This window comes from Klebsiella electrica, assembly GCF_006711645.1.
Classification (GTDB): Bacteria; Pseudomonadota; Gammaproteobacteria; order Enterobacterales; family Enterobacteriaceae; genus Klebsiella; species Klebsiella electrica.
The window spans coordinates 519,971-535,482 of record NZ_CP041247.1; the positions used below are offsets into that span (position 1 = coordinate 519,971).

The following is a 15,512-nucleotide window of genomic DNA, read 5'->3' on the forward strand; positions in this document are numbered from 1 at the left end:
TTCTTTTTGCTCCTGTCCTGCCCAAGGCCTGACTGGTGGCGGAACGGCGGCGTCCGTTCCATGAAGGAATGATAAAGAGGTATAACAAATGCAAGCTATTCCGATGACCTTACGTGGTGCTGAAAAACTTCGCGAAGAACTGGATTTTCTGAAGTCCGTTCGTCGTCCTGAAATCATCGCTGCTATTGCCGATGCGCGCGAACATGGCGATCTGAAAGAGAACGCTGAGTACCACGCAGCCCGCGAACAGCAAGGTTTCTGCGAAGGCCGTATTAAGGATATTGAAGCTAAACTGTCCAATGCGCAGGTTATCGATATCACCAAAATGCCGAACAACGGGCGGGTGATTTTTGGTGCGACGGTCAAGGTCCTGAACCTCGATACCGATGAAGAACAGACTTACCGCATCGTGGGTGATGATGAGGCTGATTTTAAGCAAAATCTGATCTCGGTGAATTCACCGATTGCCCGTGGTTTGATCGGTAAAGAACAGGATGATGTAGTGACAATCCGCACACCAGGCGGCGAAGTAGAATACGAAATTATCAAGGTCGAGTACCTTTAGTTCGTATTTCCCGCTACCATGTTGATGGATTGTAAAGAAAGGAAAAAGGCCGCATAGCGGCCTTTTATCAACGTCCGGAGCATGGCATTTTGCTCGTCTACCCGTAGAAATCCCTCGTTTTACACAAAGTTGTGTCGAGATTCAGGATATTCTTAGCGTGGCAGCGAGATTTTACGCTCTTTAGTTGGGCGATACAGGACCAGCGTTTTACCGATGACCTGTACGTTACAGGCGCCGGTTTCGCGCACGATAGCTTCCACGATCAAGGTTTTAGTTTCGCGGTCTTCCGATGCGATTTTCACCTTGATGAGTTCATGGTGCTCTAACGCTTGTTCGATCTCGGCCAGTACCCCTTCGGTCAAACCATTGTTGCCAAGCATAACTACCGGCTTGAGCGGATGTGCCAGACCTTTCAGGTGCTGTTTTTGTTTAGTACTCAGATTCATCGTATTTTTTTGCTTACGTTGGGATTGAAAACGGTTCATTCTACCGCCATCTCCCATATATCGCCAAACTACCGTGTCGATTTTTACGTCGCAAAGTATGATGAACCCGAAACGGGAATGTTAAATGACAGGTAAAAAGCGTTCTGCCAGCTCAAGCCGCTGGCTTCAGGAACACTTTAGCGATAAATATGTTCAACAGGCGCAGAAAAAGGGGTTACGTTCCCGTGCCTGGTTTAAACTTGATGAAATACAGCAAAGTGACAAGATTTTTAAACCGGGGATGACCATTGTTGACCTCGGCGCTGCACCCGGTGGCTGGTCGCAATATGCGGTTACGCAAATCGGAAACAGCGGTCGCATCATCGCTTGCGATCTTTTACCGATGGATCCAATTGTTGGTGTGGACTTCCTTCAGGGCGACTTTCGTGATGAATTAGTTCTGAAAGCGTTACTTGAGCGCGTAGGTGACAGTAAAGTGCAGGTTGTCATGTCCGATATGGCACCAAACATGTGTGGAACACCGGCGGTGGATATTCCCCGGGCCATGTATTTGGTGGAGCTGGCGCTTGGAATGGCTCGTGATGTATTAGCGCCGGGTGGTAGTTTTGTAGTGAAGGTGTTCCAGGGCGAAGGCTTCGATGAGTATCTAAGAGAAATTCGCTCCCTGTTTACGAAGGTCAAAGTTCGTAAGCCGGACTCTTCTCGCGCGCGTTCGCGTGAAGTGTACATTGTAGCGACCGGGCGTAAACCATAACCGGTAGATTTCAAACGAAAGTTTGAAAGACGCTGGATATAGAGTATCCTGACGCTGTTTTTAACACAGTTGTAATAAGAGGTTAATCCCTTGAGTGACATGGCGAAAAACCTAATACTCTGGCTGGTCATTGCCGTTGTGCTGATGTCAGTATTCCAGAGCTTTGGGCCCAGCGAGTCTAATGGCCGTAAGGTGGATTATTCAACCTTCCTGCAAGAGGTCAATCAGGACCAGGTTCGCGAAGCGCGTATCAACGGACGTGAGATCAACGTTACCAAGAACGATAGTAACCGTTACACGACTTACATTCCGGTCAACGATCCGAAGCTGCTCGATAACCTGTTGACGAAAAACGTCAAAGTGGTTGGCGAACCGCCGGAAGAACCGAGCCTGCTGGCTTCCATTTTTATTTCCTGGTTCCCGATGCTGTTGCTGATCGGCGTCTGGATCTTCTTCATGCGGCAAATGCAGGGCGGCGGCGGAAAGGGCGCGATGTCCTTTGGCAAAAGCAAAGCCCGTATGCTGACGGAAGACCAGATCAAAACCACTTTTGCCGATGTCGCCGGTTGCGATGAAGCGAAAGAGGAAGTCGGTGAGCTGGTTGAATACCTGCGTGAACCGAGCCGCTTCCAGAAGCTGGGCGGTAAAATCCCGAAAGGTGTCTTGATGGTCGGCCCTCCGGGTACCGGTAAAACGCTGCTGGCGAAAGCTATCGCCGGTGAAGCGAAAGTGCCGTTCTTCACCATTTCTGGTTCTGACTTCGTTGAAATGTTCGTCGGCGTGGGCGCATCTCGTGTGCGTGACATGTTCGAACAGGCCAAGAAAGCGGCACCGTGCATTATCTTCATCGATGAAATCGACGCCGTCGGTCGCCAGCGTGGCGCTGGTCTGGGTGGCGGTCACGATGAACGCGAACAGACGCTGAACCAGATGCTGGTTGAGATGGATGGCTTCGAAGGTAACGAAGGCATTATCGTTATCGCGGCGACCAACCGTCCGGACGTGCTTGACCCGGCGCTGCTGCGTCCAGGCCGTTTTGACCGTCAGGTTGTCGTGGGGCTGCCGGATGTGCGCGGTCGTGAACAGATTCTGAAAGTTCACATGCGTCGCGTCCCGCTGTCGCCGGATATCGACGCGGCAATTATCGCGCGCGGTACCCCGGGCTTCTCGGGCGCTGACCTGGCGAACCTGGTCAACGAAGCCGCTCTGTTTGCTGCCCGTGGCAACAAGCGCGTGGTATCGATGGTCGAGTTCGAAAAAGCGAAAGACAAAATCATGATGGGCGCGGAACGTCGCTCCATGGTGATGACGGAAGCGCAGAAAGAATCTACTGCTTACCACGAAGCGGGCCATGCGATTATCGGTCGCCTGGTGCCGGAACACGATCCGGTGCACAAGGTGACGATTATCCCACGCGGTCGTGCGCTGGGTGTGACGTTCTTCCTGCCGGAAGGCGATGCTATCAGCGCCAGCCGTCAGAAGCTGGAAAGCCAGATTTCGACCCTCTACGGCGGTCGTCTGGCGGAAGAGATTATCTACGGTGTGGAACATGTTTCTACCGGTGCGTCGAACGATATTAAAGTCGCGACCAACCTGGCGCGCAACATGGTGACGCAATGGGGCTTCTCCGACAAACTCGGTCCGCTGCTGTACGCGGAAGAAGAGGGGGAAGTGTTCCTCGGCCGTTCCGTCGCGAAAGCGAAACATATGTCCGATGAAACGGCACGGATCATCGATCAGGAAGTGAAAGCGCTGATTGAACGTAACTACGGTCGTGCGCGTCAGATTCTGAATGACAACATGGACATCCTGCATTCGATGAAAGATGCGCTCATGAAATATGAGACCATCGACGCACCGCAGATTGATGACCTGATGGCCCGTCGTGAAGTTCGCCCACCTGCGGGATGGGAAGATCCGAACGGCACCAATAACTCTGGCAATAATGGCACCCCGAGTGCGCCGCGTCCGGTCGATGAACCGCGTACGCCGAACCCGGGTAATACCATGTCAGAGCAACTGGGCGACAAATAAGTTAGCTGCTGCTGTTGATGTTGTTGTGTATATCGAAACCCCGGGGCGCTTGCCGCTCCGGGGTTTTTCTTTTTATTAACCTTCCGGATTTATGGATTTCGCGATGAAACTCGTAGCCCAGGGCTCAACCCTCGACCTCTCCCATCCGCATGTGATGGGGATCCTTAACGTCACGCCAGATTCATTCTCCGATGGCGGCACACATAACTCGCTCGTGGAGGCGGTTAAGCATGCCAATCTGATGATAAACGCGGGAGCGACTATCATTGACATCGGCGGCGAATCGACCCGCCCGGGAGCGTTGGATGTGAGCGTCGAAGAAGAGCTGGCGCGTGTGATTCCGGTCGTGGAAGCCGTTGCTCAACGTTTTGAAGTTTGGATCTCGGTAGACACCTCGAAGCCAGAAGTGATCCGTGAGTCCGCACGGGCAGGCGCGCATATTATTAACGATATCCGTTCGCTGACCGAGCCTGGGGCGCTGGAAGCCGCTGCGCAAACCGGCCTGCCGGTGTGTCTGATGCATATGCAGGGACAGCCAAAAACGATGCAGGAAGCGCCGAAATACAATGATGTCTTTGCCGATGTCGCCCGCTTTTTTACCGAGCATATCGTGCGCTGTGAGCAGGCGGGTATCGCAAAAGAGAAATTGTTACTCGACCCAGGATTCGGTTTCGGTAAAAATCTTACCCATAATTATGAGCTACTTGCTCGACTCGGCGAGTTCCACCGGTTCGGTCTCCCGTTGCTGGTCGGTATGTCGCGTAAATCGATGATTGGCCAACTGCTTAACGTCGGGCCGACGGAACGCCTCAACGGCAGCCTGGCGTGTGCAGTGATTGCAGCGATGCAGGGCGCGCAGATTATTCGCGTCCATGACGTCAAAGAAACGGTAGAAGCGCTACGCGTGGTGGAAGCCACTCTGAGCACAAAGGAAAATAAACGTTATGAGTAACCGCAAATATTTTGGCACCGATGGTATCCGTGGCCGCGTGGGTGATGCGCCAATTACCCCGGAATTCGTGCTCAAACTGGGCTGGGCTGCGGGCAAGGTGCTGGCGCGCCACGGTTCACGCAAAATCATTATTGGTAAAGATACCCGTATCTCCGGCTATATGCTGGAATCGGCGCTGGAGGCGGGACTGGCTGCGGCGGGGCTTTCTGCTTCTTTCACCGGCCCGATGCCGACTCCGGCGGTGGCTTACCTGACGCGAGCCTTCCGTGCTGAAGCAGGGATTGTCATTTCAGCTTCGCATAACCCGTTCTATGACAACGGGATCAAGTTCTTTTCTATTGAAGGCACAAAGCTGCCGGATAACGTAGAAGAGGCGATTGAAGCGGAAATGGAAAAAGAGCTGACCTGCGTCGATTCGGCCGAACTGGGCAAAGCCAGCCGGATTGTCGATGCCGCCGGTCGTTATATTGAATTCTGCAAAGGTACTTTCCCGAACGAACTGAGCCTGAATGCGCTAAAAGTGGTGGTCGACTGCGCGCATGGCGCGACCTATCACATTGCGCCGAATGTGTTCCGCGAGTTGGGTGCAAAGGTGATTGCGATTGGTTGTGAGCCGGACGGGCTCAATATCAACGAAGAAGTGGGCGCGACCGACGTTCGCGCCCTGCAGGCGCGCGTACTGGCCGAAAAAGCCGATCTGGGTATCGCCTATGATGGCGATGGCGACCGGGTCATTATGGTCGACCATGAAGGTAACAAGGTCGATGGCGACCAGATTCTGTATATCATCGCCCGCGAAGGTCTGCGGCAGGGCCAACTGCGCGGCGGCGCGGTGGGAACGTTAATGAGTAATATGGGGCTGGAGCTGGCGCTCAAACAGCTAGGCATTCCGTTTGTCCGGGCTAAAGTGGGTGACCGCTATGTCCTTGAGAAACTGCAGGAGAAAGGCTGGCGTATCGGGGCGGAAAACTCTGGCCACGTTATCCTGTTGGATAAAACCACCACCGGTGACGGTATCGTCGCGAGTCTGCAGGTTGTGGCGGCGATGGTGCGTAACCATATGAGTCTGCATGACCTGTGTAGCGGTATGAAAATGTTCCCGCAAATCCTGGTCAACGTTCGTTTCACTGAAGGTAGCGGTAACCCGCTGGAACATGAAAATGTGAAAGCGGTCATGGCTGAAGTGGAAGCGGCATTGGGCAACCGTGGCCGTGTGCTGCTACGCAAATCAGGTACCGAGCCACTCATTCGCGTCATGGTCGAAGGCGAGCACGAAGAGCAGGTACATGAGTTCGCGCATCGTATCGCCGATGCGGTGAAAAACGCCTGATTAAGCCGGTGATTGATTTTCTCGTCTGCGCAGTGGTGCCGTCAGCGCCGGGCAGCGTGAAATAATCATGCGGACTGACAGGGCGCTAAGTGTTTAAAAAGGCGGCGCTTGCCGCCTTTTCTTCGCCCAAAAATCGTTTTTTGCTGTTTTTTTCCGCAGTTGATACAATGCGCTGAAATTGCCCTTGCGAAGGTCATTCGCTTTGGTTAGTATTCACACCCGCTTCAGTGGGAAACATTAAAACCTCCCGCTTTATTGGTTGAAGCAATTGGTATGCGGCGAATCCGCAAGGAACAGGTTGATTATGCAAGAAGCTCTTTTAGTTGTTTTCCTTATTGTAGCGATTGGCCTCGTGGGTCTGATCATGCTGCAGCAAGGTAAAGGCGCTGATATGGGAGCCTCCTTCGGAGCAGGCGCTTCCGGCACGTTGTTTGGATCCAGCGGTTCTGGTAACTTCATGACCCGCATGACCGGTATCCTGGCTGCGTTGTTCTTCATCATCAGTCTGGTGCTGGGCAATATCAACAGCAACAAGACCAATAAAGGAAGTGAGTGGGACAATCTGAGCGCGCCGAAAACCGAGCAGACTCAGCCAGCAGCTCCGGCACAGCCGAGCAGCGATATCCCGCACTGATAAGCAGTATCCGTACCGAGGTGGTGGAATTGGTAGACACGCTACCTTGAGGTGGTAGTGCCCTAACGGGCTTGTGGGTTCGAGTCCCATCCTCGGTACCAATATTCCGCAAGAAAGACGCTGAAAAGCGTCTTTTTTTGTATTTCGATTAAGCTCATCATTTCGCCATGAGTTCCGCCATACCCTCCCTTCGTCGTGATGAAAACCGTATTTATTCCGCAGAGATAAAATGATGCGATAAGGTATCGCTGGTTATCATTTGCTGTGTGAATGCTTTATCAGTTGCCGTCCGGCGAGCATTAATACGTAAGAAATAAATGATGAGGCAGCGTGATCCACGTTTCTGTGGCGGAGCGTTCGTTTTGTGAATAACCGCAGGGCCTGATTTTTATCGTCAGATTTCAGGCTTAAAAAAAGCCGACGGGTTAGCGTCGGCTGAGAGTGTCGATGAACGGAGATTATTTGTCTCTGTTTTCCAGGTTTTCAACCTGCGGCAGGCCGGTAGCCGTAGAGGCGCTCAGCAGGCCAGATTGCGCGTAACCAAACAGCTTGTCACGGGTATCGGTGATATCCAGGTTACGCATTGTCAACTGGCCGATACGATCTTCTGCGGAGAACATGGAGTCGCCTTTTTCCATCGTCAAACGCTCTGCCTTGTAGGTCAGATTATCGGAGACGGTGTTCAGGATGGAGTAATCATTGCCGCGACGCAGCTCCAGCGTCACTTCGCCGGTAATCTGGCTGGCCACCCAACGTTGCAGGCTATCACGCAGCATCAGCGCCTGGGAATCAAACCAACGGCCCTGATACAGCAGACGGCCCAGCTGACGACCATGGGCATGGTACTGCTCGATAGTATCTTCGTTGTGAATGCCGGTCAGCAGACGCTCGTAAGCGATATGCAGCAGCGCCATCCCCGGGGCTTCATAGATCCCACGGCTTTTCGCTTCGATAATACGGTTTTCAATCTGGTCGCTCATGCCCAGACCATGACGGCCGCCGATGCGGTTTGCTTCCAGCATCAGCTCGACGTCATCGCTGAAGGTTTTACCGTTCAATGCCACCGGGTGACCCTGCTCGAAACGGATAGTCACTTCCTCGGCCGGGATTTTAACGCTTTCGTCCCAGAACTTGACGCCCATGATCGGGTTAACGATTTTCACGCTGGAGTTGAGGAACTCCAGATCTTTCGCTTCGTGCGTTGCGCCCAGCATATTGGAGTCGGTGGAGTAGGCTTTTTCAACGGACATTTTATAGTCAAAGCCGCAGGCAATCATGAACTCGGACATTTCCTGACGACCGCCCAGCTCATCGATAAAGTTGCTATCCAGCCACGGTTTGTAAATTTTCAGCTCGGCATTGGTCAGCAGGCCATAGCGATAGAAACGTTCGATATCGTTGCCTTTGTAAGTGCTGCCGTCACCCCAGATGTTGACGCCATCTTCTTTCATCGCGGCAACCAGCATGGTGCCGGTTACCGCGCGGCCCAGCGGGGTGGTGTTAAAGTAGGTTAAACCGCCGGTGGTATTGTGGAAAGCACCGCACTGAATCGCGGCGATGCCTTCTGCGACCAGCTGCTTACGGCAGTCGATCAGACGAGCGCCTTCTGCACCGTACTCTTTGGCGCGACGAGGGATGGCATCGTAATCGTCTTCGTCAGGCTGGCCCAGGTTTGCGGTATAGGCATAAGGAACTGCGCCTTTTTTGCGCATCCACAGCAGTGCGGCGCTGGTATCCAGACCACCGGAGAAAGCGATACCAATACGTTGACCAACCGGGAGGTGCTTAAGAATCGTCGTCATAAAATAAAACCCTGCTAGATAGACTGTTGTGAGTTCGGTTTATCAAGTCGTAGAACCTGTCCCATTTGACTATTCTGCCTGCCGGTTTTTCTCCGGACAAAGAGCATAATCTTCACGAGCTTTGACGCTGCGCTGGTGACTGCGCGCTTTCCGTAGCCAAAGAGGCGGTAACAATGGCGTCAAATGGAATAGGTTTTTATTGCATGTTTATGCATTAATTGTGAGTTTTCATTTAATCATCTTTTGCGGATGACAGGAAGTGCTTCATTGCTTTTTTGCTAAAAAAGAGCGAGATGGCAGCACAAACGAGAACAGGAGAAGATAAAATACGTGTTGACAAAATATAGAGTTTATCAATAAACTTTACCACGATTTTATGTCCCGTCCTCGGTACCAAATCCCAGCAGTATTTGCGTCTTTTGCTCAATAAGAGTAAAATATGCCACGTTTCAGGCGCGGGGTGGAGCAGCCTGGTAGCTCGTCGGGCTCATAACCCGAAGGTCGTCGGTTCAAATCCGGCCCCCGCAACCACTTTCCCATTGAGTACTTTTTCAAATATACTGTGAGGACCTGGTCCTTCGTATCCGAATTTGAAAGAATTCTCCTGGAAGGTGTTCCAGATCGCAGTTGCGATCGCAGGGTTCAGTTATCTAAAACCCCGATTTATCGGGGTTTTTTGTTATCTGACTTCAGAATAACTGGGCTATACGCCCTTTTTTTATGTCTTGGGGGTGGGTTTGTCCACATTAGAGCAAAAATTAACAGAGATGCTCACGGCGCCAGTTGAGGCGCTTGGCTTTGAGCTGGTCGGCATCGAATTCATTCGCGGTCGCACATCCACACTGCGCATCTATATTGATAGTGATGATGGCATCAATGTTGATGATTGTGCTGATGTGAGCCACCAGGTCAGCGCTGTCATGGATGTCGAAGATCCCATCACCGTAGCTTACAACCTGGAAGTGTCTTCACCTGGTCTCGATCGCCCGATGTTTACCGCCGAACACTATGAGCGTTTTTCCGGTGAGGAAGTCGCGCTGGTATTGCGTATGGCGGTACAGAACCGTCGCAAATGGCAGGGCATTATCAAAGCGGTAGACGGTGAAATGATCACGGTAACCGTCGAAGGCAAAGATGAAGTGTTCGCGCTGAGTAACATCCAGAAGGCGAACCTGGTTCCCCACTTTTAACAGTCTGGATTGAGGTGAAAGGCCCCGATGAACAAAGAAATTTTGGCTGTTGTTGAAGCCGTTTCCAACGAAAAGGCGCTGCCGCGCGAAAAGATTTTCGAAGCGCTGGAAAGTGCTCTGGCAACGGCTACCAAGAAAAAATATGAACAAGAGATCGACGTTCGCGTAGAGATTGACCGTAAAAGCGGTGATTTCGACACTTTCCGTCGCTGGCTGGTCGTTGAAGAAGTGACCCAGCCGACGCGCGAAATTACGCTGGAAGCGGCGCGCTACGAAGACGAAAGCATGAATCCCGGTGACTACGTTGAGGACCAGATTGAATCTGTCACCTTCGACCGTATCACTACGCAGACCGCGAAACAGGTTATCGTACAGAAAGTGCGTGAAGCTGAACGCGCCATGGTTGTCGATCAGTTCCGCGAGCACGAAGGTGAAATCATCACCGGCGTGGTGAAGAAAGTAAACCGCGATAACATCACTCTCGATCTGGGCAGCAATGCTGAAGCCGTGATCCTGCGTGAAGATATGTTGCCGCGTGAGAACTTCCGTCCGGGTGACCGTATTCGCGGTGTCCTGTATGCGGTTCGTCCGGAAGCGCGCGGCGCTCAGCTGTTCGTGACCCGTTCTAAGCCGGAAATGCTGGTTGAACTGTTCCGTATTGAAGTACCGGAAATCGGCGAAGAAGTTCTCGAAATCAAAGCTGCCGCTCGCGATCCGGGTTCCCGTGCCAAGATTGCGGTGAAAACCAACGATAAGCGTATCGACCCGGTTGGCGCTTGCGTAGGTATGCGTGGCGCACGCGTTCAGGCGGTTTCGACCGAACTGGGCGGCGAGCGTATCGATATCGTCCTGTGGGATGATAACCCGGCGCAATTCGTGATTAACGCGATGGCACCGGCTGACGTCGCATCTATCGTGGTGGATGAAGATAAACACACCATGGATATCGCGGTTGAAGCGGGCAATCTGGCGCAGGCGATTGGCCGTAACGGTCAAAACGTCCGTCTGGCCTCACAGCTGAGCGGCTGGGAACTCAACGTAATGACCGTTGACGACCTGCAGGCGAAGCATCAGGCCGAAGCCCACGCGGCTATCGATACCTTCACCAAATATCTTGATATTGATGAAGATTTCGCCACGCTGTTGGTTGAAGAAGGCTTCGCGACGCTGGAAGAACTGGCCTATGTGCCGGTGAAAGAACTGCTGGAAATCGACGGTCTGGATGAAGCCACCGTTGAAGCACTTCGCGAGCGTGCGAAAAACGCGCTGACCACGCTGGCGCTGGCTCAGGAAGAAAGCCTGGGAGATACTAAACCTGCCGATGATTTATTAAATCTGGAAGGTTTAGAACGTTTGATGGCTTTCAAACTGGCTGCCCGTGGTGTTTGTACGCTGGAAGATCTCGCCGAGCAGGGCATTGATGATCTGGCTGATATCGAAGGGTTGACCGACGAAAAAGCCGGAGAGCTCATCATGGCCGCCCGTAATATTTGTTGGTTCGGCGACGAAGCGTAATAAACTGTAGCAGGAAGGAACAGCATGACAGATGTGACCATTAAAGCGCTGGCCTCAGAGATTCAGACCTCTGTGGATCGCCTGATACAGCAATTTGCTGATGCAGGGATTCGCAAATCGGCTGATGATTCTGTGACGGCGCAAGAGAAGCAGACCTTGTTGACGCACCTGAACCGCGAACACGGTTCGGCGCCCGACAAGCTGACGCTGCAGCGCAAAACGCGCAGCACGTTAAATATTCCAGGTACCGGTGGTAAAAGTAAATCGGTACAAATCGAAGTCCGCAAGAAGCGCACCTTTGTGAAACGCGACCCGCAAGAGGCAGAACGCCTTGCCGCGGAAGAGCAGGCGCAGCGTGAAGCGGAAGAGCAGGCCCACCGCGAGGCAGAAGAAGCTGCCAAGCGAGAGGCGCAATTAAAAGCTGAACGTGAGGCCGCAGAACAAGCTAAACGTGAAGTCGCTGAGAAAGCGAAACGTGAAGCTGCGGAAAAAGACAAAGTGAGCAATCAACAAACCGACGACATGACAAAAAGCGCCCAGGCTGAAAAGATCCGCCGTGAAAACGAAGCAGCAGAGCTGAAACGTAAAGCGGAAGAAGAAGCACGTCGCAAGCTTGAAGAAGAAGCGCGCCGCGTAGCGGACGAAGCACGCCGTATGGCTGCAGAAAACGAAAAGAACTGGACCGAAACGCCAGACGCTCCAGAAGAAACCAGCGATTATCACGTGACGACGTCTCAGCACGCTCGTCAGGCTGAAGATGATAACGATCGTGAAGTTGAAGGCGGTCGTGGTCGCGGTCGCAACAGCAAAGCTGCGCGTCCGAAGAAAGGCAACAAGCACGCCGAATCAAAAGCCGATCGTGAAGAAGCCCGTGCAGCCGTTCGTGGCGGCAAAGGCGGCAAGCGTAAAGGTTCTTCTCTGCAACAGGGCTTCCAGAAGCCTGTGCAGGCTGTAAACCGTGACGTTATCATCGGTGAAACCATCACCGTTGGCGAGCTGGCTAACAAGATGGCGGTCAAAGGCTCTCAGGTCATCAAAGCGATGATGAAGCTGGGCGCGATGGCGACCATCAACCAGGTCATCGACCAGGAAACCGCACAGCTGGTTGCCGAAGAGATGGGCCACAAAGTTATCCTGCGTCGTGAGAACGAACTGGAAGAAGCGGTAATGAGCGACCGTGATACCGGCGCTGCGGCAGAAGCCCGTGCACCGGTTGTGACCATCATGGGTCACGTTGACCACGGTAAAACGTCTCTGCTGGACTACATTCGTTCAACCAAAGTGGCATCCGGCGAAGCGGGTGGTATTACCCAGCACATCGGTGCCTATCACGTTGAAACTGAAAACGGGATGATCACCTTCCTGGATACCCCGGGCCACGCCGCGTTTACCTCAATGCGTGCTCGTGGTGCGCAGGCAACGGATATCGTTGTTCTGGTTGTCGCTGCCGACGATGGCGTGATGCCACAGACTATCGAAGCTATCCAGCACGCAAAAGCGGCTCAGGTGCCGGTAGTGGTTGCGGTCAACAAGATCGACAAACCTGAAGCGGACATGGATCGCGTTAAAAACGAACTGTCTCAGTACGGCGTAATGCCGGAAGAGTGGGGCGGCGAATCTCAGTTCATCCCTGTTTCTGCGAAAGCGGGTACCGGTATTGATGACCTGCTGAATGCTATTCTGCTGCAGGCTGAAGTTCTGGAGCTGAAAGCGGTACGTAACGGTATGGCCAGCGGCGCGGTTATCGAATCCTTCCTGGATAAAGGTCGTGGTCCGGTGGCAACCGTTCTGGTTCGCGAAGGGACTCTGCACAAGGGCGATATCGTACTGTGCGGCTTCGAATACGGTCGCGTTCGTGCGATGCGTAACGAACTGGGTCAGGAAGTTCTGGAAGCGGGTCCGTCCATTCCGGTGGAAATCCTCGGTCTGTCCGGTGTTCCGGCTGCGGGTGATGAAGTGACCGTCGTTCGTGACGAGAAGAAAGCGCGTGAAGTTGCGCTGTATCGTCAGGGCAAATTCCGTGAAGTTAAACTGGCGCGTCAGCAGAAATCTAAACTCGAGAACATGTTCGCTAACATGACTGAAGGCGAAGTTCACGAAGTGAACGTCGTACTGAAGGCGGACGTTCAGGGTTCTGTGGAAGCGATCTCCGACTCTTTACTGAAACTGTCTACCGACGAAGTCAAAGTGAAGATCATCGGTTCTGGCGTAGGTGGCATCACCGAAACCGACGCGACCCTGGCTGCGGCATCCAACGCCATCCTGGTGGGCTTCAACGTGCGTGCCGATGCCTCTGCGCGTAAAGTGATTGAATCTGAAAGCCTGGATCTGCGCTACTACTCCGTCATCTATAACCTGATCGACGAAGTGAAAGCGGCGATGAGCGGTATGCTGTCTCCGGAACTGAAACAGCAGATCATTGGTCTGGCTGAAGTGCGCGATGTCTTTAAATCGCCGAAATTCGGTGCTATCGCGGGCTGTATGGTTACCGAAGGGACGATTAAACGTCATAACCCAATCCGCGTTCTGCGTGACAACGTGGTTATCTACGAAGGCGAGCTGGAGTCCCTGCGCCGCTTCAAAGATGACGTTAACGAAGTCCGTAACGGCATGGAATGTGGTATCGGCGTGAAGAACTACAACGACGTTCGCGTTGGCGATATGATCGAAGTGTTCGAAATCATCGAGATCCAGCGTACCATCGCGTAATCTTCGTTATGCCCGGTGGCACTGCGTTTACCGGGCCTACGTCCGGGTTGTAGGTCTGATAAGCGTAGCGCCATCAGGCTTCAAAGCGCCACCCGGCAATCATTCTAAAAAGGGGCTTATGGCCCCTTTTTTGTCTTTATCTGGAGAATTTATTATGGCGAAAGAATTTGGTCGCCCGCAGCGCGTGGCTCAGGAGATGCAAAAAGAGATTGCTATCATCCTGCAACGCGAAATTAAAGACCCGCGTCTGGGTATGATGACCACCGTTTCCGGCGTTGAAATGTCCCGCGATCTGGCTTATGCCAAAGTCTTCGTGACCTTTCTGAACGACAAAGACGAAGCCGCAGTTAAAGCCGGCATCAAAGCATTGCAGGAAGCATCCGGCTTTATCCGTTCCCTGCTGGGGAAAGCGATGCGGTTGCGTATCGTGCCGGAACTGACCTTCTTCTACGACAACTCACTGGTTGAAGGGATGCGTATGTCTAACCTGGTAACCAGCGTGGTGAAGCATGACGATGAGCGTCGTGTGAACCCGGACGACAGCAAGGAGGACTGATGAGTCGTCCTCGTCGTCGCGGTCGCGATGTGCATGGCGTGCTGTTGCTGGATAAACCTCAGGGCGCGTCCAGCAACGATGTACTGCAGAAAGTCAAACGTATCTATAACGCGAACCGCGCAGGGCATACCGGTGCGCTGGATCCGCTGGCAACCGGCATGCTGCCGATTTGTCTCGGCGAAGCCACCAAATTTTCCCAGTATCTGCTGGATTCCGATAAGCGCTATCGGGTGATTGCGAAGCTCGGACAGCGTACCGACACCTCTGACGCCGACGGCCTGGTGGTGGAAGAACGTCCGCTGGCCTTCAGCGACGAACAGCTGGCGGCGGCGCTGGACAGTTTCCGTGGCGAAACCCAACAGGTACCGTCGATGTATTCGGCGCTGAAATACCAGGGGAAAAAGCTCTACGAATATGCCCGTCAGGGGATTGATGTCCCGCGTGAAGCCCGGCCGATTAACGTCTATGAGCTGCTGTTTATCCGCCACGAAGGGGATGAGCTGGAGCTGGAAATTCACTGCTCCAAAGGCACCTATATTCGGACGATTATTGACGATCTGGGTGAGAAACTGGGCTGTGGCGCACACGTTATTTATCTACGCCGTCTGGCCGTCAGCAAATATCCGGTTGAGCGGATGGTGACGCTGGAGCAGCTGCAGGCGCTGGTTGAACAGGCGATGGCGCAGGATATTCCTGCCGCTCAGCTGCTCGATCCGCTGCTGATGGCTATGGACAGCCCGGCGTCGGACTATCCGCTGGTTAATATTCCCGAAACATCGGCTATTTACTTTAAGAATGGCAATCCGGTCCGTACAACGGGAGCCCCGCTACAGGGCCTGGTGCGGGTGACGGAAGGTGAAGACGGGAAGTTTCTCGGTATGGGTGAGATTGACGATGAAGGCCGTGTGGCGCCGCGTCGTCTGGTTGTCGAATACCCGGCTTGAGGGCTGTTCTTGCGATAACAGTCAGCTGCGGGTAGAATATCGCCGCTTAATGTCCGCAAAAGTGTTTTAACATTTTCGGGC

General features: G+C 53.2%; 13 protein-coding genes and 2 tRNA genes. 13 read left to right on the top strand and 2 right to left on the bottom strand.

Features of this window, described 5'->3' with window-relative positions; all coding sequences use genetic code 11:
* Positions 1 to 88 precede the first annotated feature (88 nt).
* Complete coding sequence (greA, locus tag Electrica_RS02510; protein WP_004868107.1) at positions 89 to 565, top strand: transcription elongation factor GreA; 477 nt, start codon at positions 89 to 91, stop codon at positions 563 to 565.
* Positions 566 to 717: 152 nt separating this feature from the next.
* Here the strand turns inward: greA and yhbY are convergent, their stop codons facing one another.
* On the bottom strand, positions 718 to 1,011 hold the full coding sequence (yhbY, locus tag Electrica_RS02515) for a ribosome assembly RNA-binding protein YhbY (protein WP_004139797.1): 294 nt from the start codon (positions 1,009 to 1,011) through the stop codon (positions 718 to 720).
* A gap of 124 nt (positions 1,012 to 1,135) precedes the next feature.
* Here yhbY and rlmE point away from each other — a divergent pair, with 124 nt between their 5' ends.
* The 6 genes from rlmE (at position 1,136) to Electrica_RS02545 (ending at position 6,816) form a co-directional block, all read left to right on the top strand.
* Complete coding sequence (rlmE, locus tag Electrica_RS02520; protein WP_004106110.1) at positions 1,136 to 1,765, top strand: 23S rRNA (uridine(2552)-2'-O)-methyltransferase RlmE; 630 nt, start codon at positions 1,136 to 1,138, stop codon at positions 1,763 to 1,765.
* Between the two features lie 99 nt (positions 1,766 to 1,864).
* The gene (gene ftsH / locus Electrica_RS02525; RefSeq protein ID WP_141963303.1) at positions 1,865 to 3,799 is read left to right on the top strand and encodes an ATP-dependent zinc metalloprotease FtsH; all 1,935 of its coding nucleotides are present in this window, start codon (positions 1,865 to 1,867) and stop codon (positions 3,797 to 3,799) included.
* Between the two features lie 103 nt (positions 3,800 to 3,902).
* Positions 3,903 to 4,751: a dihydropteroate synthase gene (gene folP, locus Electrica_RS02530; RefSeq protein WP_141963304.1), complete on the top strand. Its 849-nt coding sequence runs from the start codon at positions 3,903 to 3,905 to the stop codon at positions 4,749 to 4,751.
* Entirely contained in the window at positions 4,744 to 6,081 is a 1,338-nt protein-coding gene (gene glmM / locus Electrica_RS02535; RefSeq protein ID WP_141963306.1) for a phosphoglucosamine mutase, read from the top strand. Before folP ends, glmM begins: the two co-directional genes overlap by 8 nt.
* Before the next feature lie 304 nt (positions 6,082 to 6,385).
* The gene (gene secG / locus Electrica_RS02540; protein ID WP_100684841.1) at positions 6,386 to 6,715 is read left to right on the top strand and encodes a preprotein translocase subunit SecG; all 330 of its coding nucleotides are present in this window, start codon (positions 6,386 to 6,388) and stop codon (positions 6,713 to 6,715) included.
* Positions 6,716 to 6,729: 14 nt separating this feature from the next.
* Positions 6,730 to 6,816, top strand: a tRNA-Leu gene (locus Electrica_RS02545).
* A 357-nt stretch (positions 6,817 to 7,173) separates the two neighbouring features.
* On the opposite strand, the gene argG is transcribed toward Electrica_RS02545, so the two are convergent.
* Positions 7,174 to 8,517: an argininosuccinate synthase gene (argG, locus tag Electrica_RS02550; protein ID WP_131048471.1), complete on the bottom strand. Its 1,344-nt coding sequence runs from the start codon at positions 8,515 to 8,517 to the stop codon at positions 7,174 to 7,176.
* A gap of 454 nt (positions 8,518 to 8,971) precedes the next feature.
* On the opposite strand from argG, the gene Electrica_RS02555 reads away from it, so the two are divergent.
* The 6 genes from Electrica_RS02555 to truB all read left to right on the top strand — a co-directional run bounded on the left by Electrica_RS02555 (position 8,972) and on the right by truB (position 15,431).
* Positions 8,972 to 9,048 (top strand) — tRNA-Met (locus Electrica_RS02555).
* A 206-nt stretch (positions 9,049 to 9,254) separates the two neighbouring features.
* Positions 9,255 to 9,707 (top strand): ribosome maturation factor RimP, encoded by a 453-nt coding sequence (gene rimP, locus Electrica_RS02560; RefSeq protein ID WP_004868075.1) that lies wholly within the window; start codon positions 9,255 to 9,257, stop codon positions 9,705 to 9,707.
* 27 nt (positions 9,708 to 9,734) lie between these two features.
* Complete coding sequence (gene nusA, locus Electrica_RS02565; RefSeq protein WP_032690584.1) at positions 9,735 to 11,222, top strand: transcription termination factor NusA; 1,488 nt, start codon at positions 9,735 to 9,737, stop codon at positions 11,220 to 11,222.
* Positions 11,223 to 11,246: 24 nt separating this feature from the next.
* On the top strand, positions 11,247 to 13,931 hold the full coding sequence (infB, locus tag Electrica_RS02570; protein WP_100685546.1) for a translation initiation factor IF-2: 2,685 nt from the start codon (positions 11,247 to 11,249) through the stop codon (positions 13,929 to 13,931).
* Positions 13,932 to 14,085: 154 nt separating this feature from the next.
* Positions 14,086 to 14,487, top strand: coding sequence for a 30S ribosome-binding factor RbfA (gene rbfA / locus Electrica_RS02575; RefSeq protein WP_004106092.1), 402 nt, complete (start codon positions 14,086 to 14,088; stop codon positions 14,485 to 14,487).
* A complete protein-coding gene (gene truB, locus Electrica_RS02580; protein WP_131048472.1) occupies positions 14,487 to 15,431 on the top strand; it encodes a tRNA pseudouridine(55) synthase TruB in 945 nt (314 codons plus the stop codon). Before rbfA ends, truB begins: the two co-directional genes overlap by 1 nt.
* The last annotated feature ends 81 nt before the right edge of the window (positions 15,432 to 15,512 follow it).